This is a genomic window from Cellulomonas hominis (assembly GCF_014201095.1).
Lineage (GTDB): Bacteria > Actinomycetota > Actinomycetes > Actinomycetales > Cellulomonadaceae > Cellulomonas > Cellulomonas hominis.
The window spans coordinates 2197592-2216765 of the sequence record NZ_JACHDN010000001.1; the positions used below are offsets into that span (position 1 = coordinate 2197592).

Annotated in this window: 19 protein-coding genes; 18 read left to right on the forward strand and 1 reads right to left on the reverse strand. The window is 75.1% G+C overall.

What is annotated here, in order from left to right:
* Positions 1 to 41 precede the first annotated feature (41 nt).
* The 3 genes from HNR08_RS10285 to HNR08_RS10295 are packed head-to-tail and all read left to right on the forward strand — an operon-like array spanning position 42 to position 2841.
* Positions 42 to 923, forward strand: coding sequence for a carbohydrate ABC transporter permease (locus tag HNR08_RS10285; RefSeq protein WP_146839055.1), 882 nt, complete (start codon positions 42 to 44; stop codon positions 921 to 923).
* On the forward strand, positions 920 to 1831 hold the full coding sequence (locus HNR08_RS10290) for a carbohydrate ABC transporter permease (protein WP_246803110.1): 912 nt from the start codon (positions 920 to 922) through the stop codon (positions 1829 to 1831). Before HNR08_RS10285 ends, HNR08_RS10290 begins: the two co-directional genes overlap by 4 nt.
* Entirely contained in the window at positions 1828 to 2841 is a 1014-nt protein-coding gene (locus HNR08_RS10295) for a LacI family DNA-binding transcriptional regulator (RefSeq protein WP_146839011.1), read from the forward strand. The genes HNR08_RS10290 and HNR08_RS10295 overlap by 4 nt, the downstream gene beginning before the upstream one ends.
* 42 nt (positions 2842 to 2883) lie before the next feature.
* Here HNR08_RS10295 and HNR08_RS10300 read toward each other — a convergent pair whose 3' ends face one another.
* Positions 2884 to 3816 carry an SDR family oxidoreductase gene (locus HNR08_RS10300; RefSeq protein ID WP_183834998.1) on the reverse strand — a complete coding sequence of 311 codons (933 nt, stop codon included), beginning with the start codon at positions 3814 to 3816 and terminating at the stop codon, positions 2884 to 2886.
* A 127-nt stretch (positions 3817 to 3943) separates the two neighbouring features.
* Between HNR08_RS10300 and HNR08_RS10305 the strand changes: the two genes are divergently transcribed.
* The 15 genes from HNR08_RS10305 (at position 3944) to HNR08_RS10375 (ending at position 19138) form a co-directional block, all read left to right on the forward strand.
* Entirely contained in the window at positions 3944 to 4789 is an 846-nt protein-coding gene (locus HNR08_RS10305; protein WP_146839696.1) for a helix-turn-helix transcriptional regulator, read from the forward strand.
* A gap of 149 nt (positions 4790 to 4938) precedes the next feature.
* Positions 4939 to 5766 carry a GntR family transcriptional regulator gene (locus tag HNR08_RS10310; protein WP_246581621.1) on the forward strand — a complete coding sequence of 276 codons (828 nt, stop codon included), beginning with the start codon at positions 4939 to 4941 and terminating at the stop codon, positions 5764 to 5766.
* Positions 5699 to 6781, forward strand: coding sequence for a BMP family lipoprotein (locus HNR08_RS10315; RefSeq protein ID WP_146839694.1), 1083 nt, complete (start codon positions 5699 to 5701; stop codon positions 6779 to 6781). The genes HNR08_RS10310 and HNR08_RS10315 overlap by 68 nt, the downstream gene beginning before the upstream one ends.
* Before the next feature lie 73 nt (positions 6782 to 6854).
* Positions 6855 to 8390, forward strand: coding sequence for an ABC transporter ATP-binding protein (locus tag HNR08_RS10320; protein ID WP_246803140.1), 1536 nt, complete (start codon positions 6855 to 6857; stop codon positions 8388 to 8390).
* Positions 8387 to 9460 carry an ABC transporter permease gene (locus HNR08_RS10325; protein ID WP_146839690.1) on the forward strand — a complete coding sequence of 358 codons (1074 nt, stop codon included), beginning with the start codon at positions 8387 to 8389 and terminating at the stop codon, positions 9458 to 9460. The genes HNR08_RS10320 and HNR08_RS10325 overlap by 4 nt, the downstream gene beginning before the upstream one ends.
* On the forward strand, positions 9457 to 10359 hold the full coding sequence (locus HNR08_RS10330) for an ABC transporter permease (protein ID WP_146839688.1): 903 nt from the start codon (positions 9457 to 9459) through the stop codon (positions 10357 to 10359). Before HNR08_RS10325 ends, HNR08_RS10330 begins: the two co-directional genes overlap by 4 nt.
* A complete protein-coding gene (locus HNR08_RS10335) occupies positions 10356 to 11000 on the forward strand; it encodes a cysteine hydrolase family protein (protein ID WP_146839686.1) in 645 nt (214 codons plus the stop codon). The genes HNR08_RS10330 and HNR08_RS10335 overlap by 4 nt, the downstream gene beginning before the upstream one ends.
* A complete protein-coding gene (locus HNR08_RS10340) occupies positions 10997 to 11917 on the forward strand; it encodes a carbohydrate kinase family protein (RefSeq protein WP_146839684.1) in 921 nt (306 codons plus the stop codon). Before HNR08_RS10335 ends, HNR08_RS10340 begins: the two co-directional genes overlap by 4 nt.
* Positions 11918 to 11922: 5 nt before the next feature.
* Positions 11923 to 12657, forward strand: coding sequence for a nucleoside phosphorylase (locus HNR08_RS10345; protein WP_146839682.1), 735 nt, complete (start codon positions 11923 to 11925; stop codon positions 12655 to 12657).
* Positions 12658 to 12694: 37 nt separating this feature from the next.
* Positions 12695 to 13549, forward strand: coding sequence for a sugar isomerase domain-containing protein (locus tag HNR08_RS10350; RefSeq protein ID WP_146839680.1), 855 nt, complete (start codon positions 12695 to 12697; stop codon positions 13547 to 13549).
* Positions 13546 to 15015: an aldehyde dehydrogenase family protein gene (locus HNR08_RS10355; RefSeq protein WP_146839678.1), complete on the forward strand. Its 1470-nt coding sequence runs from the start codon at positions 13546 to 13548 to the stop codon at positions 15013 to 15015. Before HNR08_RS10350 ends, HNR08_RS10355 begins: the two co-directional genes overlap by 4 nt.
* Positions 15015 to 16058, forward strand: a complete 1044-nt coding sequence (locus HNR08_RS10360) for a zinc-binding dehydrogenase (protein WP_146839676.1) — start codon at positions 15015 to 15017, stop codon at positions 16056 to 16058. Before HNR08_RS10355 ends, HNR08_RS10360 begins: the two co-directional genes overlap by 1 nt.
* Positions 16059 to 16185: 127 nt before the next feature.
* Positions 16186 to 16878 carry a ThuA domain-containing protein gene (locus HNR08_RS10365; protein WP_146839674.1) on the forward strand — a complete coding sequence of 231 codons (693 nt, stop codon included), beginning with the start codon at positions 16186 to 16188 and terminating at the stop codon, positions 16876 to 16878.
* A 254-nt stretch (positions 16879 to 17132) separates the two neighbouring features.
* Positions 17133 to 18470 carry a sensor histidine kinase gene (locus tag HNR08_RS22685; protein ID WP_146839672.1) on the forward strand — a complete coding sequence of 446 codons (1338 nt, stop codon included), beginning with the start codon at positions 17133 to 17135 and terminating at the stop codon, positions 18468 to 18470.
* Positions 18467 to 19138, forward strand: coding sequence for a response regulator (locus HNR08_RS10375; protein ID WP_146839666.1), 672 nt, complete (start codon positions 18467 to 18469; stop codon positions 19136 to 19138). The genes HNR08_RS22685 and HNR08_RS10375 overlap by 4 nt, the downstream gene beginning before the upstream one ends.
* Positions 19139 to 19174 lie beyond the last annotated feature (36 nt).

Here is a 19174-nt window from a genome sequence, read left to right on the forward strand (position 1 = left end):
CGCGCCCGCCCCGGCGGCGGGGGATGCCCATGTCGGCGTCGATGCTGCCGCGGCGCTCGGCCCTCTCCGTGGCCGTGTTCCTCGTCCCGCCGTTGCTGCTGTACGGGTTCGCCGTGCTGCTGCCGATCGGGCAGTCGCTCGTCCTGAGCCTGTTCCGCTGGGACGGCATCAGCGACATGCGCTTCGTCGGTCTCGACAACTACGTCAAGATGCTCACCCGCGACGACGTGTTCTGGACGGCGTTCGGCAACGCGATCGGCTATCTCGCCATCTGCCTCGTGCTCCAGCTCGGCGGCGCCCTGGTCGTCGCGAGCCTGCTCACGGCGATCCCGCGGGCGCGCGAGCTCATCAAGACCCTCTACCTGCTGCCCGCGGTGATCTCGACCGTCGCCATCGCCCTGCTGTTCCAGCGGCTCTACTCGCTCGAGCCGCTCGGTCTGATCAACCAGCTGCTCGGGTGGGTCGGGCTGGAGCACCTGCAGACCGCGTGGCTGTCGAACGTGAGCACCGTGCTCGCGGCGGTCTCGGTCCCCGAGGGCTGGCGCTTCACCGGCCTGTACATGCTCATCGTCTACGCGGCGCTGATCGCCGTGCCCCGCGAGCTCGAGGAGGCCGCCCGCCTGGACGGCGCCTCCTGGTGGCAGGTCTTCTGGCGCATCCGGTTCCCGTACATCCGCCCGGTGTGGATCACCACGACGGTCATGGCGACGACCTACGCGCTGCGCGGGTTCGACATCCCGTACCTGCTCACCAACGGCGGGCCGGGTCAGGCGTCCGAGCTCCTGACGACCTACATGTACAAGACCGCTTTCGTGCACACCGACTACGGGTACGCCAGCGCCATCTCGGTCTTCATCGTGATCGAGTGCCTCGTCGCCGTCGGCCTGATCTTCCTGCTCCTGCGTCGAGGGGACGACAAGTGACCTCCGTGCTGACCTCTCCGGTCGCGACGAGCCCGCACGCGAACCCGCGACCGGCCCGGCGCCGGCCCGGCCCCGCGACCCGGCTGCGGGCGCACCGCACCCTGCTCACCGTGACGATCGCCGTCATCGTGCTCGTGCAGGTCTACCCGCTGGTGTGGCTGCTCCTGACCAGCTTCCGCACCGCGGCCGACTTCGCGGGCGGCAACCCGTTCGCGCTGCCGTCCTCGTTCACGCTCGAGAACTACAGCCGTGCCTTCGCGACCGGCAACCTCTGGGTGAACGTCACCAACAGCTTCATCGTCACGATCGGCGCGAGCGTGCTGATCGTCGTGGCGGGCATGATGGCGGCGTACGCCCTGCAGGTCCTGGGCTTCCGGCTCAGCGGCCTGGTGCGGGCGGTGTTCCTCATGGGCATCGTCGTCCCCGTGCAGATCTCGCTCGTGCCGCTGTTCATCGACTACTCGCAGGTCGGCCTGCTGGACACGCACCTGTCGATGATCGTCCCGCTGGCCGCGTTCGCGCTGCCGATGGCGGTCTACCTGTTCTCGTCGTTCTACGAGTACATCCCCCGCGAGACGTACGAGGCCGCCTCGCTGGACGGCGCCGGCCCCTACCGGATCTTCAGCCAGATCACGCTGCGGCTCTCGACGAACACGATCATCACCGTCGTGCTCGTGAACAGCATCTTCATCTGGAACGATTTCATCTTCGCCAACACCTTCGTGCTGTCCGACGGGCTCAAGACGATCCCGCTCGGCCTGCAGAACTACATCGGGGCGATGGGGAACACCGACTGGACGGCGACGTTCGCGGCCGTGTGCGTCACGGTCACGCCGCTGCTGCTGGTGTTCCTCGTCCTGAACAAGGCGATGATCCAGGGTCTGGAGAGCGGAGCAGTCAAGGGATGAGCGGCACCGACCAGGGCAGGGGCGGTCACCCCGTCACGATGCGGGACGTCGCGAAGGCGGCGGGGGTGTCGGTGGCGACGGTGTCCCACGTCGTCAACGACAAGCCGGGCGCGCGGATCGGCGACGACACGCGCAAGCGGGTCCAGGACGCGGTCGCCGAGCTCGGCTACCGCCCGAACGCGCTGGCCAAGACCCTGTCGCAGGGGTCGTCGCGGTTCATCGGCCTGGTCGCCGACGCGATCGCGACGACGCCGTTCGCCGGTCAGATCATCCACGGCGCGCAGGACGAGGCGTGGAAGCACGGCTACGTGCTCCTGGTCGCGAACACCGAGGGCAACCCGGGGGTCGAGAACGACGCCATCGCCATGATGCTCGAGCACCAGGTGCTCGGGATCCTGTACTCGACCTGGTTCCACCGGGAGATCGCCGTCCCCGAGGCGCTGCACCAGACCGACACCGTCCTGGTCGACTGCTTCGCCGACGGCAGCGGCCTGCCGGCCGTCGTCCCGGACGAGGAGCAGGGCGGGCGCACCGCGACCGAGGAGCTGCTCGCGGCCGGGCACCGTCGCATCGCGTTCCTGAACACGACGACGCCCTCGCCCGCGCAGTCCGGGCGGCTCGCGGGCTACCGGACGGCGCTCGAGAGCGCCGGGATCGCCTTCGACGAACGGCTGGTGCTGCCCGCCGTGCCGGAGCAGGAAGGCGGCTACGCGGCCACGCCGGGGGTCCTCGCGTCCGGCGCGACCGCGGTGTTCTGCCACAACGACCGGGTCGCGATGGGCCTGTACGACGGTCTGCGCGAGAACGGGCTGCAGATCCCGGCCGACATCGCGGTGGTCGGGTTCGACAACCAGGACGTCATCGCCGCCCACATGCGCCCGCCGCTGTCCACGGTGGCTCTGCCGCACTACGAGCTCGGCGCGGCGGGAGTCCGCGTGCTCCTCGGCCTGGAGGGCGACGTCGAGACCGTGCGCGTCGCGTGCCCGCCGGTCCGCCGGCAGTCCGTCTAGGTGTGATGTCCAGGCCCGACCGCGCGACCGCCCGGCCGCGCCTCAGCCGAACGCGACCCCGGTCATCCGCAGCGACACCTCCCACAGCCGCGCCGCGTCCTGCGCGGACCGCAGCGGCCGCCACGGCCGCAGCTCCGCGGGCGCCCCGGCCGCACCCCCGGGCCCGCCCGGTCCGAAGAACGCCCCGTCGCGGGCGTCCGGCGAGGTCGCGGCGAGCAGCGCCGGCAGCGCCGCGCTCTCCGGCGTCCCGGCCAGCCCGTGCGCGGAGAGCCACCGGATCAGGCGGATCTCCCGGGTGTCCTGCGCCCGCCCGACCTCGGGCCGCGCGGCGAGCAGGCTGGTCGGGGCGACACCGGGGTGGGACAGGGTGCTGGTGATGCCCCACCCGGCGGCGCGGCTCCGGCGCGCCAGCTCCAGGGCGAACAGGCCGACCGCGATCTTCGACTGCCGGTAGGCGCGCATGCCGTCGTACCCGCGCTCCCCGTTCAGGTCGTCCCAGTGCACCGACCCGCGGCGCGCGGCGACGCTCGCCTGGGAGGTGACGCGCGCCCGGCCGGCCCGCAGCAGGGGCAGCAGGTGCGCGGTGAGCGCGACGTGCCCCAGGTGGTTCGTGCCGAGCTGCAGCTCGAACCCGTCGGCGGTGGTCTGCCGCTCGGGCGGGGTCATCACGCCGGCGTTGTTGACCAGCACGTGGATCGGCTCGCCGTCCGCGCGCAGCTTCTCGCCGAGGGCGGCGACGGAGGCCAGCGAGGACAGGTCGAGGTCGTGCAGCTCCAGGCGGGCCGCGGGGTGGCGGGCGCGGATCGTCTCCGCGGCGGCGGCGCCCTTGCGCGGGTTGCGGACCGGCATCAGGACCTGCGCCCCGGCCGCGGCGAGCCGGGTCGCGATGACGAGGCCCACGCCGTCGCTGGCGCCCGTGACGAGGGCGCGCCGCCCGGTGAGGTCGGGGATCGTGAGGTCGTGGCTCCGTGGCATGGGCTGCTCCTGCGTCGTCCGGGACGCCCGTGCGGCGTCCCGTGCCGAGGCTGCCTCAGCCCGGCGGTGCCCAGCCACGGCCTGACGATCCGTGGATCGGCGGTGCGGCCCGCGGCAGGATGCCCGCATGATCGATCGCCCCGGGCTCGCCGAGTTCCTCCGTGGCCGCCGCGCGGTGCTGCAGCCCGAGGACGTCGGGCTGCCGCGCGGGCAGCGCCGCCGCACCACCGGCCTGCGCCGGGAGGACGTCGCCGCGCTGTGCCACATGTCGGTCGACTACTACGCGCGCCTGGAACGCGAGCGCGGCCCGCAGCCCTCGGAGCAGATGATGGGCGCGATCGCCCAGGGCCTGCACCTGTCGCGCGACGAGCGCGACCACCTGTACCGGCTGGCGGGGCACCGGCCGCCGGTCCGGGGTGCGGGCACCGAGCACATCAGCCCGGGCATGCTGCGGATCTTCGACCGGCTGGGGGACACGCCCGCGGAGATCGTCACCGAGCTCGGCGAGACCCTGCGCCAGACGCCGCCCGGCGTCGCGCTGGTCGGCGACCTGAGCCGGTTCACGGGCCCGGCGCGCAGCATCGGGTTCCGGTGGTTCACCGAGCCGGGAGCGCGCGACCTGCAGCCGGCCGAGGACCACGCGTTCTACTCCCGGATGTACGCCTCCGGGCTGCGCGGCGTCCTGGCCGTGCGCGGGCCGGGGTCGCCGGCCGCCCGGATGGTCGAGCTGCTGACGGAGCGCAGCCCGGAGTTCCGGTCGGTGTGGACGCGGCACGAGGTCGGCATCACCCCGCGGCAGGTCAAGCGCTTCCAGCACCCGGTCGTGGGCCTGCTGGAGGTGCAGTGCCAGGTGCTGCTTGACCCCGAGCAGGCGCACTCGCTGCTGGTCTACACCGCGGTCCCGGGCACCGAGAGCCACGAGAAGCTGCAGATGCTGTCCGTCCTCGGCCCCGGGGCCCGCGCCGGCGGGTGAGGCGGGGCGGGCGACCGGCGCCGCGTGTTCCGGGCGTGTTAATCGTCGGTGAAACGTCTGTTGCCGCTCTTCCGGGGGCGCGGACCCGGGCATAGCGTCCCCACTTGACCGGACAACCGGTCAACTCGGCGGAACGCGGAGGCACGGCCATGCACCTCGACCTGGACCACACCCGGGGCGGTGTCCCGCTGTACCTCCAGCTGGCCAACGCGCTGGGCGAGGTGATCGCCCGGGAAGGGCTCAAGCCCGGCGACCAGCTCCCGAGCGAGACGGTGCTGGCGGCGGACAACACGCTCTCCCGCGCCACCGTCATCAAGGCCTACGACCTGCTGGTCGAGCGGGGGCAGGTCGTCCGGCGCCAGGGCAAGGGGTCGTTCGTGACGCCCCGCCCCATGGCCCGGCACCTGCCCGAGCTCACCAGCTTCTCCGAGCACGTGCACGGCCTCGGCCTCACGCCGTCCAGCAGCCTCCTGGGCTTCGAGACCTACGCCGCCGGAGCGCCCGGCCGGCCGGCCTCGCCCTTCGAGGACAGCGGCGTCGTGGTCGTGGAGCGGCTCCGGAGCGTCGACGGCGCTCCGGTCGGCCTCCACCGCGTCGTCGTCCGCGAGGACGTCGCCGAGGCGATCGACCTGACCGAGGCGACGGCCGCGGCCGGGAGCTTCTCCCTGTACTCGGCGCTCCAGCGGCACGGCATCGAGCTGACCAGCGCCGAGGAGTCCATGCAGGCCGTCAACGCGTCCCCGGAGGACGCCGAGCTCCTCGGCGTCGAGCCCGGCACCGCGCTGATCGAGGTGATCCGCGAGTCGCGGGACGCCTCGGGTCGGCTGATCGAGCACGTCCGCGCCCGCTACCTGGGCAGCACCTACATCTACCGCATCTCCTTCGCCCCCTCGTCCCACGGAGAGAACCATGACCTCACGCGTCACGAAGCTGCTCGTCCCGGTCGCCGCCTCGGTGCTCCTGCTGACCGCCTGTAGCGGGAACGACGGCCCGTCCGCGCAGACCTCCGGCTCGTCCGGCGAGTCCGGGGGCTCCGGCTCCGCCGCGCTCGTCATCGCCCAGGGCGGCCTCGGCGACGAGTCGTTCAACGACCTCGCCTACGCGGGCTTCACGGCCGGCGTCGAGGCGGCCGACATGACCGGCACGCCCATCGAGTCCGCCGACATCGTCGGCCAGGGCGAGCAGATCCTGCGCCGGGCGGGGCAGACCGGCGCCGGGCTGATCATCGACCTGGAGTACTCGCACAACGAGCTGCTGCCGGCGGTGGCCGCGGACTTCCCGGACACGAGCTGGGTGCTGGTCAACGCCGAGGCGGCGGGCGACAACGTGGCCTCGGTGCTGTTCCAGGAGCAGGAGGCCTCCTACCTGGCCGGCGCCCTGGCGGCGATGGTCACCCAGGACCCGGACAACGCGCGCGTGAACCCGGAGAAGGTCATCGGCGTCATCGGCGGCACGGAGTCGGTCGGCATCGACAAGTTCATCGTCGGGTTCATCCAGGGCGCGCACGACGTCGACCCCGAGGTGCAGGTGCTCACCGCCTACTCCAACGACTTCGCCGACCCGACCAAGGGCCAGCAGCTCGCGCAGTCGATGTACGACCAGGGGGCCGACATCGTCTACGCGGTGGCCGGCGGCACGGGGGCGGGCGTGATCCAGGCGGCCGTCGACAACGACCGGTACGCGATCGGCGTCGACGACGACCAGGACGGCGTCGCGCCGGGCAACGTCCTGACCAGCGTCCTCAAGCGGACCGACGTCGCGATGGAGGACATCGTCGCGCGGTACGCGGCCGGGGACTTCCCCGGCGGCGAGACCGTCACCTACGGCCTCGCGGACGGCGGCGTGGGCCTGACCGACTACGAGTACACGAAGGACGACATCGGCCAGGAGACGATCGACGCGGTGGCGGCGATCGCCGACCGGATCGTGTCCGGCGAGATCACCGTCTGGAACGCCGTCACGCAGGGCTACCCGGACTTCTACGGGAACTGAGCCGCTCGTGACGTCATCCACACCTCAGGGCGGCGGGGCCTCCGGGCCCCGCTGCCGGATCGGGGCCCGCGGCGTGAGCCGCTCCTTCGGGCCCGTCCGCGCCAACGTGGACGTCGACCTGGCCGTGGCGCCGGGCACCGTGCACGCGCTGATCGGCGAGAACGGCGCGGGCAAGAGCACGCTGATGCGGATCCTCTACGGGCTGGACCGGCCCGACGCCGGCAGCGTGGTGCTCGACGACCAGCCGGTCGTCATGGCCTCGCCGCGCGACGCGATCGCCCGGGGCATCGGGCTCGTCCAGCAGGAGCTCGCGATCATCCCGGAGCTCACGCTGCTGGAGAACCTGGTGCTCGGCGACGAGCCGCACCGCGGGCCGGTGATCGACCGGGCCGCCGCACGGCGTCGCGCCGAGGAGCTGGCCCGGGCCGTGCACGTGGAGGTCGACTGGTCGGCGCGGGCCGCCCACACGTCGATCGCGATCCAGCAGCAGGTGGAGATCCTGCGCCTGCTGCACCGCGGGGCGCGGACGCTGATCCTCGACGAGCCGACGGCGGTCCTCGCCCCGGCGCAGGCCGACGAGCTGCTCCGGCTGCTCACCGACCTGGCCGCGCAGGGCCACACCGTGGTGTTCATCAGCCACAAGCTCGACGAGGTCGTGACGGTGGCGGACGAGATCACGGTGCTGCGCGGGGGCCGCACGGTCGCGCACCACCGCCGCGGCGAGGTCGACCGGGCCGGCCTGGCTCGCGCGATCATCGGCGACGGCGAGGTGGCACCCGACCGGACGGAGCCGGGCACCCCCGGTGAGCCCGTGCTCGAGGTGCAGGACGTCCGGGCGCGGGACGACCTCGGGGCCCCGCGCCTCGACGGGGTGTCGTTCGCGCTGCGCTCGGGGGAGATCCTCGGCATCGCGGCGGTCGCCGGCAACGGCCAGGAGGAGCTCGCCGAGGCGCTGGCCGGCATCCGCGCGACGACCGGCGGCCGGGTCGCCCTGCGCACCGCCGACGGCACCCGCGACCTGACGACGGCCGGGGTGCGGGAGCGCCGCCGGCACGGCGTCGCGTACATCAGCGCGGACCGCAAGCACGAGGGGCTGTCCGTCAGCACCTCGCTGGAGGACAACGCCATCGCCACCCCGCGGCTGGGGGCGCTCAGCCGGTGGGGCGTGCTGCGCCGGGCGGCCGTGCGCGACCGGGTCGAGGCGGTGCTGACCCGGGCGAGCGTCCGGTACGGCTCCGTGCAGGACCCCGCGTCGAGCCTGTCGGGCGGCAACCAGCAGCGGCTGGTCGTGGGCCGCGAGACCCTCGACCGGCCCCGCGCGGTCATCGCCAGCCAGCCGACCCGCGGCGTCGACATCCGCGGGATCGGGCACATCCACGAGCTGCTGCGGCGCTCGCGCGACGACGGGGCGGGCATCGTCCTGTTCTCCGAGGAGATCGACGAGCTGCGCGCCCTCAGCGACCGGGTCCTGGTCCTGCACCGCGGGACGGTGGCGGGCGAGCTGCCCGGCACCGCGAGCCGGGCCGAGATCGGCGCGCTGATGGTCGGGAGCGCGCAGGGCAGCCACGACGAGCTCGGTGCACGAGCCGGGACGGAGCAGGACCGATGAGCGCATCCCCGGACCGCGGCCGTGCCGCGGCCACGAGCGTGGGCCGGGCGCTCGTCCCGGTGCTGCTGGCCTTCGTGGTCGGCGGGGTCGTCCTGGCCGTGACCGGTCAGGACCCGCTCCAGATCTACCGGCTGCTGCTGGAGGAGGCGTTCGGCGGCGGATCGCGCATCGACGCGACCCTCGCCGCGGCGACCCCGCTGCTGTTCACCGCCGTCGCCGCCGCGTTCGCCTACCGGGCCGGGGTGTTCACGATCGGCGCGGAGGGGTCGTTCACGCTGGGCGGGCTGGCCGCGGCGGTCGTCGGCGCGCACGTCGGCTCGCTGCCGCCGGTCGCGGCCGTCGGGTCCAGCCTGCTGGCCGCCGTCGCGGCGGGTGTGCTGGTCGCCGTCGTGCCGGCCGTGCTGCGGGCCTGGTGGAAGGTCGACGAGGTCGTGACGACCCTGATGTTCAACTTCATCGTCGCGGGCGTCGCCGGCTGGGCCGTGCAGGCGTTCTTCCAGGAGCGCGGCCAGGCCAACTCGGCGACCGCGTACGTGTCCGACGCGGCCCGCCTCGAGCCGTTCTTCCCGCCGAACCTCACCAACGCGGGCCTGGTGGTCGCGCTCCTGCTGGTCGTCGCCTACGCGTTCTGGTTCCGGCGCACCACGCTCGGGTTCGAGTTCCGGGCGGTCGGGGCGACGCCCCGGTTCGCGGTCGCGCAGGGGCTGCGCACCCGGACGGTGGTCGTCGTGGCCCTGCTCGGGGCCGGGCTGGTCGCCGGGCTCGGCGGCGGCGTGCACGCCCTCGGGATCGTGCACCGCTACACCGGGGGCTTCTCCGCGAGCTTCGGCTTCACGGGGATCGCGATCGCGCTGCTCGCCCGGTTCAACCCCGTCGGGATGGTCGTCGGCGCGGTGCTCTTCGGGGCGCTGAACGCGGCCGGCTCCACCATCCAGCTGTTCGTGAACCTGCCCATCCAGCTCGTCGACATCCTCCAGGGCACCGTGATGATCTTCGCCGTCGTGCAGTTCGTGCTCCCCCGGCTGGCGCTGCGGCGCCGCCCGGCCGCCCCCGAGGCGGTGATCGCGTGATCGACCAGATCATCGCCTCCGCACTGACGCTGTCGGTGCCGCTGGTCCTGGCCGCGCTGGGCGGGGCCGTGCACCGGCAGGCGGGTGTCGTGAACATCGGGCTCGAGGGGCAGATGCTCGTCGGGGCGCTGCTGGCCGCGCTGGTCAGCGGCGGCACGGGCAGCTGGGAGCTCGGCGTGCTCGCCGGCGCGTGGGCGGGGGCGCTCGCCGGCTGGCTGATGAGCCTGACGATCACCCGGCTGCGCGCGAACGAGATCATCGCCGGCCTCGGGTTCAACACCGTCGTGCTCGGCATCATCGGCTACTGGCTCCGGGCGTCGCAGGGCGTGTCCGGCACGCTCCAGGTCGAGGGCCTCGAGCGGCTGCCGTCGTGGACGATCCCGGGGGTCGCCGACGTCCCGGTGCTCGGCGCGCTCGTGTCGGGCAAGAGCCCGCTGTTCTGGCTGGCGGTCGTCCTGGTGGGCGCCACGGCCTGGACGCTCGACCGCACCCGCTGGGGGCTGCGCGTGCGCGCGGTGGGCGCGTCCCCGGCCGCCGGGGCGTCGCTCGGGCTGCGCACCCGCGCGCTGCAGGACTCGGCGGGCACCGTCGCGGGCCTCCTCGCCGGCCTCGGCGGCGCCGCCCTGAGCCTCGGGGCCGTCGGGCTGTTCAACGAGAACATGACGGCCGGCCGCGGCTTCGTCGCCATGGCGGCGTTCTACTTCGGCCGGGCCCGTCCGCTGCCGACCGCGCTCGCGTGCCTGCTGTTCGGGACGTTCGACGCGATCCAGGCGCGGCTGCAGATCGGCGGCGGCTACTCGGCGTCGCTGATCCAGACGCTGCCGTACGTGGCGGTCGTGGTCGTGCTCGCCCTCACCGGGATCCGGTCGAGCCGGCGGGTCGCGAGGGTCGCGGCATGACGCACCCGGCCCCCGCGTCCCCGGCCCCCGCGTCCCCGCCCGCCGCGTCCCCCTCGACCCACCCGGAGGTGCCCGTGCCCGCCGACCGTCCGGTCACCGCCCTCGTCCTGGTGGACGTGATCGCCTCGTTCTTCGACCCCGCCCAGCCCAACCACTACCCGGGCGTCGAGCGGGTGCTCGGTCCGATGGCCGCGCTGCTGTCCCGCGCCCGGGAGCGGGGCACGCTGGTGGTGCACGCCGTCGAGCGGCACCACCCGGGCCTCGCCGACTTCGAGTTCGGCAAGCTGCCGCTCCACCACCAGGCGGGTGCGCCCGACGCGGCGTACGTCCCCGGGTTCGAGCCGCTCCCGGGCGGCTACGAGGTGGAGGTCACCAAGCGCCGGTTCTCCGCGTTCTACGCGACCGACCTCGACCTGCTGCTGCGCGAGCAGGGCGTCCGGCGGGTCGTGGTGGCCGGCGTGAAGACCAACGTGTGCATCCGGGCCACCGCCCAGGACGCGTTCGCCGGCGGGTTCGAGCCGGTCGTGCCGCGCGAGGCGACCAGCTCGAACCGCCCCCACCTGGCCGAGGCGAGCCTGGAGGACATCGACCGCTACATGGGCCGGGTCGTCGACCTGGCCACCGCGCTGGAGCTGCTGTGACGCGCGTGGTCGTGGTCGGCTACGCCAGCCTGGACCACGCGATGCAGCTCGGGACGTTCCACGGCCCGGACGCCACCAGCATCGTCACCGGCCGGCTGAGCGAGGAGTGGCCGCGCCCCGGCGGGATCGCGCACCACGTCCGGGCGCTGCACGCGTCCGGGGCGCGGGCCGACGTGCAGCCGGTGAGCTGGGTCGGGCCGGACGCGGGCGGTGCGGGCTGGGTCCGCGCGCTGACGGACGCGGGCGCGGGGTCGGCGGGCGTGCGCGCCTGCGGCACCCGGACGCCGTCCTCGTACCTCATGTACACGGGCGACGGCGGCGCCGTGTGCGTCTTCGACCCGGCCGACTGCCACCACGACGACGGCGCGCTGACCGCGGCCCAGCGGGACGTGGTCCGGACCGCCGACTGGTGCGTGCTGGCCGTCGCGCCGCAGCGGGCCACCCGGGACGTCCTCGCCCTGCTGCCGGCGCACGCCCGGGTGGTGTGGGCCGTCAAGCACGACGCCGCGGCCTACCCGCCCGACCTGGTCGCGGAGCTGCTGGGGCGCGCCGACGTCGTCAGCCTGTCCGCCGGGGAGCGCGGGTTCCTCGACCTGCCCGGCGTGCCGGTGCACGACCGGGTGCGCCCCGGCGCGCTGGTGGTCGAGACCCGCGGCGCCGCCGGCGTGCACGCCCGGCTCGGCACCGCCGAGCTCGACGTCGCCGTCCGTCCCGTGGACGCGGTCGACACCACCGGTGCCGGCGACACCTTCGTCGCGACCCTCGTGGCCGGGCTGCTCGACGCGCCCGCGCCCCTCACGCCCGCCGCGGCGGGCCCGGCGCTCGCCGCCGCCGCCGCTGCAGCCACCGACCTGATCGCCTCGCGCGGCGACCGGCGCCCCACGCCGGCGGCGCGCCCCGCACCCATCAAGGAGTAGTCACTGTGTCGACAACGAACGCCTGGTACCTGCGCTGCGGCAGACAGGACGTCGCCGAGCGGGCGGTGCTCGTCGGCGACCGCGGCCGGGTGGCCATCGCGGCCGAGCTCATGCAGGACGTCCACGTCCTCGGCGAGGACCGCGGCCTGACCACCGCCACCGGCACGTACCGGGGGACGCGGCTGACCGTCAGCGCCTTCGGGATGGGCGCGCCCATCGCCGCCGTGGTGATGCACGAGCTCGCCGACCTGGGCGTCCGGGAGTTCCTGCGCCTCGGCACCGTGATGACCGTCGGGGACACCCGGCTGGGGGAGCTCGTCGTCGCGCACGGGGCCGTGCGCGGCGAGTCCACCTCGGCCTCCTACCTGCCCCTGGAGTTCCCGGCCGTGCCCGACCTGCCGCTCACCGCCCGCGTGGAGGCCGCCGCCCGCTCCGGGTCCCGCCCGGTGCGCACCGGGATCTACGGCACGTTCGACGGCTTCTACACCCAGATGACCGACTCCGAGCCCGCCGTCACGTCCGTCCGCCGGGGCCGCGACGACCTCGCCCGGCGGGGCGTCGTCGCCACGGACATGGAGACCAGCGCGCTGTTCGTGGTGGCGCGGGCCCTCGGGGTCGCCGCCGCGTCGCTGTGCCTGGCCTCCGTGGACGGGGCCGACCAGCGCCGGATGGAGGGCACCGACCGCACCGACGCCGAGGCCGACCTGCTGCGCGTCGGGTTCGACGCGCTCGCGGCCTGAGCCCCCGCAGCCACCGACCCCATCGAGAGGAACCACCATGTCCGAGCAGAAGCCCGTCCAGGTCACCTACCTGGACGACCTGATCGCCAAGATCGCCTGGGTGCGCGACACCCAGTCCGACGCCATCGCCGCGGCCGGCCGGGTCTGCGCCGACGCCATCGCCGGGGACGGCCTGGTGTTCACCTTCGGCACCGGGCACGGCGGCTTCGCCGCGCTCGAGTCGTTCCCGCGCACCGGTGGCGTCACCGGCTTCCGGCCGATCGTCGAGAGCTCGATCGCCCTCATGCACCACGTGCTGGGGGACCAGGGCACCGCCCAGTACCGCTTCCTGCACACCCGCGAGGGCTACGGTCGGGCGATCCTGCGCTCGCACCAGATCAAGGACGGCGACGCGCTGATCCTGTTCTCGCACTCCGGGATCAACGCCGTCATCCTCGACATGGCGGTGGAGTTCCAGGAGCGCGGGCTCAAGGTCGTCGCCGTGACGTCCGTGCCCCACTCGTCCCAGGTCGCCTCCCGGCACTCCTGCGGCAAGCGGCTGTACGAGATCGCGGACGTCGTGATCGACACCGGCATCCCCCTCGAGGACGCCTCCCAGCACATCGACGGCCTGGAGTACCCGGTCGGGCCGACCTCGACCTCCGTCGCCGTCGCGATGACCCACGCCATCAACGCGGCCACCGCCGCCGACCTGGTCGCCCGCGGCGTCCAGCCGATGATCATGGTGAACACCAACTCGAACCGCACGACCGAGGCGCACCAGCAGAACGACCGCAACTACGCCGAGCTGTGGCGCCGCCTGCGGTCGCGGGACTTCTCCGCGCCGCCGGTCACGGCGGGCACGGTGACGCCGGGTGCGGCGCCGGCCCCGGCAGCGGCGGGGGCCGAGTGAGCCCGCGGCGCGACCGCCTGCTGTACCTCGACGGCGGGTGGCGGCCGTCGCGGGGCGGCGGGACCGTCGAGGTGCGCGACCCCGCCACGGGTGCGGTCGTCGGGAGCACGCCCGTGGCGACGGCCGCGGACGTCGGGGCGGCCGTCGACGCGGCGGCCCGCGCGTTCCCGGGCTGGGCGCGCACCGGGGCGCAGGAGCGCGGCGCCCTGCTGCGGCGCGCGGCCGACCTCGTCGACGAGCGGATCGACGACATCGCCGACGCCCTCACCCGGGAGCAGGGCAAGCCCCTGCCGGACTCCGTCAAGGAGATCGCGTACTGCGCGACCGTGCTGCGGTACTACGCGGAGGAGGGCCCGCGCCTCGGCGGCACCCTGCGCCCGAGCGCGCGGGCGGACATCCGCTCGATCGTGACCCACGAGCCGCTCGGCGTCGTCGGCGCCATCGTGCCCTGGAACTACCCGGTGGACCTGTACGCGTGGAAGATCGGGCCGGCCCTCGCGGCGGGCAACACCGTCGTGGTCAAGCCGCCCGTGGAGACCCCGCTGGCCGTCGGCCTGCTCGTCCAGTGCCTGCACGACGCCGGGTTCCCCGCGGGCGTCGTCGCCGACCTGCCCGGCGCCGTCGAGGCCGGGCAGGCGCTGGCCGCGCACCCGGACGTCGCGATGATCACCGCCACCGCGTCCACCCGCACCGGCCAGGCGCTGATGCGCACCGCCGCCGACACCATGAAGCGGCTGTCCCTGGAGCTCGGCGGTCAGTGCCCGTTCGTGGTCCTCGACGACGCGGACGTGGCGGAGGCGGCGGCCGCGGCGGCGCGGCGGTCGTTCTCCAACACCGGCCAGATCTGCATCGCGGTCAACCGGGTGCTGGTGGCGGACGCGGTGGCCGACGACTTCGTCGCCGCCCTCGCCGAGCACGCCCGGGCGATCACGCTGGGCCACGGCGTCGAGGCGGGCGTCACCAGCGGTCCCGCCACCACCCCCGGCGTGGTCGACAAGACCCACGAGCACGTCGCGGACGCCGTGTCGCGCGGGGCGCGCACCGTGACCGGCGGGGGACCGGTGGACCTGGCCGGGCTCGTCCCCGGGGCGTTCTTCGCCCCGACGGTGCTCGACCACGTCCCCGCCGACGCGCTCGCCATGACCGAGGAGACGTTCGGCCCCGCGGTCGCGGTGCACCGGGTCCGCGGCGGCGACGACGAGTCCGTGCGGCTCGCGAACGCCACCCCGTACGGGCTCGCCGCCTACGTCTTCGGGGGCGACCTCGACCGGGCCTGGGGCGTCGCCGAGCGGCTGCACGCGGGCGGGGTCGGGGTGAACATCAACGACATCACCGAGCTGCAGGCGCCGTTCGGCGGCTGGAAGATGTCCGGCTTCGGCCGGGAGCTCGGCACCGAGGGCCTGCTCGGCTTCACGCAGCCGCGCCACCTGCGGCTGCGCCGGCGGTCGCCGGGGAGCGCCGCCTGATGCGGGCGGCCGTGTTCGACGGGCCGGGCCGGATCGTGGTCGTCGACCGGCCCGACCCGGTGGTGGCCGAGCCGACCGACGCCGTCGTCCGGGTCACCGCGACCTGCGTCTGCGGGTCCGACCTCTGGTACTACCGCGGTCAGTCGCCCCGTGAGCACGGCCAGACGATCGGCCACGAGTTCGTCGGCGTGGTCGAGGAGGTCGGGGCCGCCGTGCGCCACCTGCGGCCCGGCACCCAGGTCGTCGCGCCGTTCCGGTGGAACGACGGCGACTGCCCGCACTGCACGCGCGGCGCGCCCGTCGCGTGCCGGCGCGGCGGCATCTGGGGGCAACCGGGGGCCGACGGCGGGCAGGGCGAGGCCGTCCGGGTGCCGTTCGCCGACGCCACCCTCGTGCCCGTCCCCGACGGCGCGGCGCCACCCGAGCTGCTGCCGTCGCTGCTCGCGCTGAGCGACGTCATGGGGACCGGGCACCACGCGGCCGTGACCGCCGGGGTCCGGCCCGGCTCGACCGTCGCGGTCGTCGGCGACGGGGCGGTCGGGCTGTGCGGGGTGCTGGCCGCCCGCCGGCTCGGCGCCGAGCGCGTCGTCGCCTGCAGCCGGCACCCCGGCCGGCAGGCGCTGGCCCGCCGGGTGGGCGCGACGGACGTGGTGGCCGGGCGGGGCGACGAGGCCGTGGCCGAGCTGCTCGACCTCACCGACGGCGTCGGCGTCGACCACGTGCTCGAGTGCGTCGGGACGGGGGAGTCCATGCGCACGGCGCTGGCCGCCGTCCGGCCCTACGGCGGCGTCGGGTACGTCGGGCTGCCGCACGGCGTCGAGCTCCCCGTCGGCACGCTGTTCGGCCGCGGGCTCACCGTCGGCGGCGGCATCGCGCCGGCCCGCCGGTACCTGCCCGAGCTGCTGGCCGACGTGCTCGACGGCACGATCGAGCCCGGGGTGGTCTTCGACCACCGGGTCGGGCTGGAGCAGATCGCGGACGGCTACCGGGCGATGGACGAGCGGCGGTCGGTCAAGACCCTGTGCCTGGTCGAGCACACCTAGGCCCCGACCGGCTCGCGGGCGGTCGCCCTGGTCCACCGGAGCACGCCCGCGCGGACCCACGACCGGCGCGCACCGCCGTGCGTCTGCCACGCTGGTGCCCTCGACGATCACGGGGGTGGGTGGCTCGATGCGTGTCGTGATCGCGAGCGGCGCGGGCCGCTACGCCGACCCGTGGCACCCGTTCGCCGCCACCAGCGCGTGCGTCGCCCGGATCCTGCGGGAGTCGGGCGCGCAGGTGCGGACCGACGACGACGTCGACCGGGCGATGACGGCGCTCGACGGGGTGGACCTGCTCGTCGTGAACGCAGGAGACCCCTGGCGCTCCGGGCCCGGCGACGACGGTCCGGAGTCTCCGGACGTGCCGGGAGGTGGCACCGCGCCGCCACCGCGGGAGTCCCTGGACGGCTTCGGCCGCGCCCTGGACCGGGGGATCGGCGTGCTGGCGCTGCACTCGGCGTGCGCCTCGATGCGGGACTACCCGCAGTGGGCGCTCGCTGTGGGCCGCGTCTGGTTGCCGGGTGTCTCGTTCCACCCGCCCGCGGACGAGGCGCTGATCCACGGCGGGGAGCTCGAGGGCAGGCCGATCGCGGGCTTCCGGGTGTGGGACGAGCGGTACTGCCGCCTGCAGCAGGTCGGGGAGAGCACCGTGGTCGCGCAGCACGACGGCGCAGCCGGCCCGGAGCCGACCGCCTGGGTGCGTCGTCAGGGCCGGTCGCGGGTGGCGGTGGACGTGCTGGGCCACGACGAGCGGTCGTACGAGTCCGCCGGTCACCGGGCTCTCCTGGTGACGCTGGCACGCTGGGCGGCGGCCCGGGCCTGACGGGCCGCGGCACGCGGCACCGTCCGCGGGAGGCGTCGTCGGCCGCGCCCGGCACGTAGCCGACGGTGATGACCACCGCGACGGTGTCGCCGGTGGAGTCCGTGACCTCGTAGGTGACCGGCGACGGGTCCACGACGAACCCCTCCTCCGGTGCGAACCGCCCTGGCCGACGCCGGCGACGATGAGCTCGAGCGCGGCCGTCTGCCCCTCGTAGCCATCGGTGCTCCGGACCACCGACGTGGCACGATGCCGGGATGGTGACCTCGCGCGCGCCGGGGCGGTCCCTCGGGCACCGGCCGTCGCGCGCCGACGTCGCGGTCGCGGCGGTCACCGGAGTGCTCGCGGTCGCGGGTCTGCTCGCGCTGCCGCTGCTCTCGGCCGTGGAGCCGGACCCGGGCGAGCAGGCGGCGCCGGAGGTCCCGGTCGGCTCGGGTGCCTGGTGGGCGGTGCTGCTCGCGCTGGTCACGCAGGCGGTCGCGCTGGCGTGGGTGCGGTCGCGGCCGCGCACGGTCCTGGTCGCGGTGTCGGCCGCGACCGTGGTGGCCGCTCTCGCGGCGGGCGCCGGTGCGGGCGGCCTGACCAGCCTGGCCGTGCTGGTCGCGTTGTTCCGGGGCGGCGTCGCGGTGCCGATGGCACGCCTGCGCGGGGTGCTGCCCGTGGTGCTGGCGCTGCTGGCCGCCGACGGCGCCCTGCGCGGGACCGGGTTCTCCGGCAGCGGGCCGCTGCTGCTGGCGTCGGCCGTCGCGCAGGCGGTCGTCGTCGTCGCCCTGCCGCTCGGCACCGCGCTCGTCGTGGCGTCCCGCCGGGCCGTGCGCGCGGCGCAGGCGGGCGAGCTGCGCGCCCTCGCCCGGGAGCGGGACGCCCTGGTGCGCACGGCAGTCGCCGCCGAGCGCACCGCGATGGCCCGCGAGCTGCACGACATCGCGGCGCACCACCTGTCGGGGATCGCGCTGATGGCCTCGGCGATCGACCGGCAGATCGACACCGACCCGGACGCGGCCCACCAGGGCGTGCGTGCGGTGCGCGACCAGAGCCGGGTGGTGCTGCAGGACCTGCGGCGGCTGGTCGGGCTCCTGCGGGAGGAGGACGCGGCGGACACGGAGGCCGCCTCCCTCGCCGGGGTGCCCGGCCTGGTCGCCGCGGCCGGGGCCGGGGCGCCGGAGTCCGCTCGCGCCACCGTCGAGGTGCTCCGCGCCGACGGCGTCGCGGGGGAGCTCGGCCGGGGCGTCGGGCCGCTCGGGCAGCTGACCGCCTACCGCATGGTGCAGGAGGGGCTGGCCAACGCGCGCGCCCACGCACCGGGCGCCCCCTGTCGCGTGACGGTGGACGACCGCGCCCCCGACGCCGTCGTGGTGACCGTGCGCAACGGCCCGCCCGCGGCCGCGCCCGAGCCGGGCGAGCGGCCCCACCGTGGCCACGGCCTGCGCGGGATGCGCGAGCGCGCGGACCTGGTCGGTGCCGCGCTCCGCCACGGCCCCACGCCGGACGGCGGCTGGGAGGTGCGGCTGACCGTGCCGCGCGACCCGGCCGGACCGCCGGGCCCGCAGGACCGACCCGAGCCCGCACCCCCGACCCCCGGAGCCGCCCCGTGACCCGCGTCCTCGTGGCCGACGACCAGCCGCTCGTCCGCGCCGGCCTGACCGCCCTGATCGACGCCGAGCCCGACCTCGAGGTCGTGGGCGCCGCCGCCGACGGCGACGAGGCGCTGGCGCTCGCCCGCAGCCTCGCGCCCGACGTCGTGTGCCTGGACGTCCGGATGCCGGGCCGCGACGGGATCAGCGTGGCGCGGGAGCTGTGCGGCCCGGACGTCGAGCACCCGGTGCCGGTGCTCGTGCTCACGACGTTCGACCTGGACGAGTACGTGTTCGGGGCGCTCGAGGCGGGCGCGTCCGGCTTCCTGCTCAAGGACGCCGAGCCGGAGACGATCGTGCACGCGGTCCGGCAGGTCGCCGCGGGCCTCGGCACGCTCGACCAGGCGCTGACGCACCGGGTGCTGCGGGAGTTCGCGGGCCGGCGGCGGCTCCAGCCGGTGACGGCGCAGCGGGGCGCGGAGGTGCTGACGGCGCGGGAGGCGGAGATCCTCCAGCTGCTCGCGCAGGGGATGTCGAACGAGGAGATCGCGGCGACGCTCGTGGTCGAGGTGTCGACCGTGAAGTCCCACCTGGCGCGGATGATGCCGAAGCTCGGCGTGCGCTCGCGGCTGCAGGCGGTCGTCTGGGCGTACCAGAACCGCGTCGTGGCGGTGCCGGAGCCGGAGTAGGTCCACCCACGGGACCAGCGCCTGCGTCGAAGGATG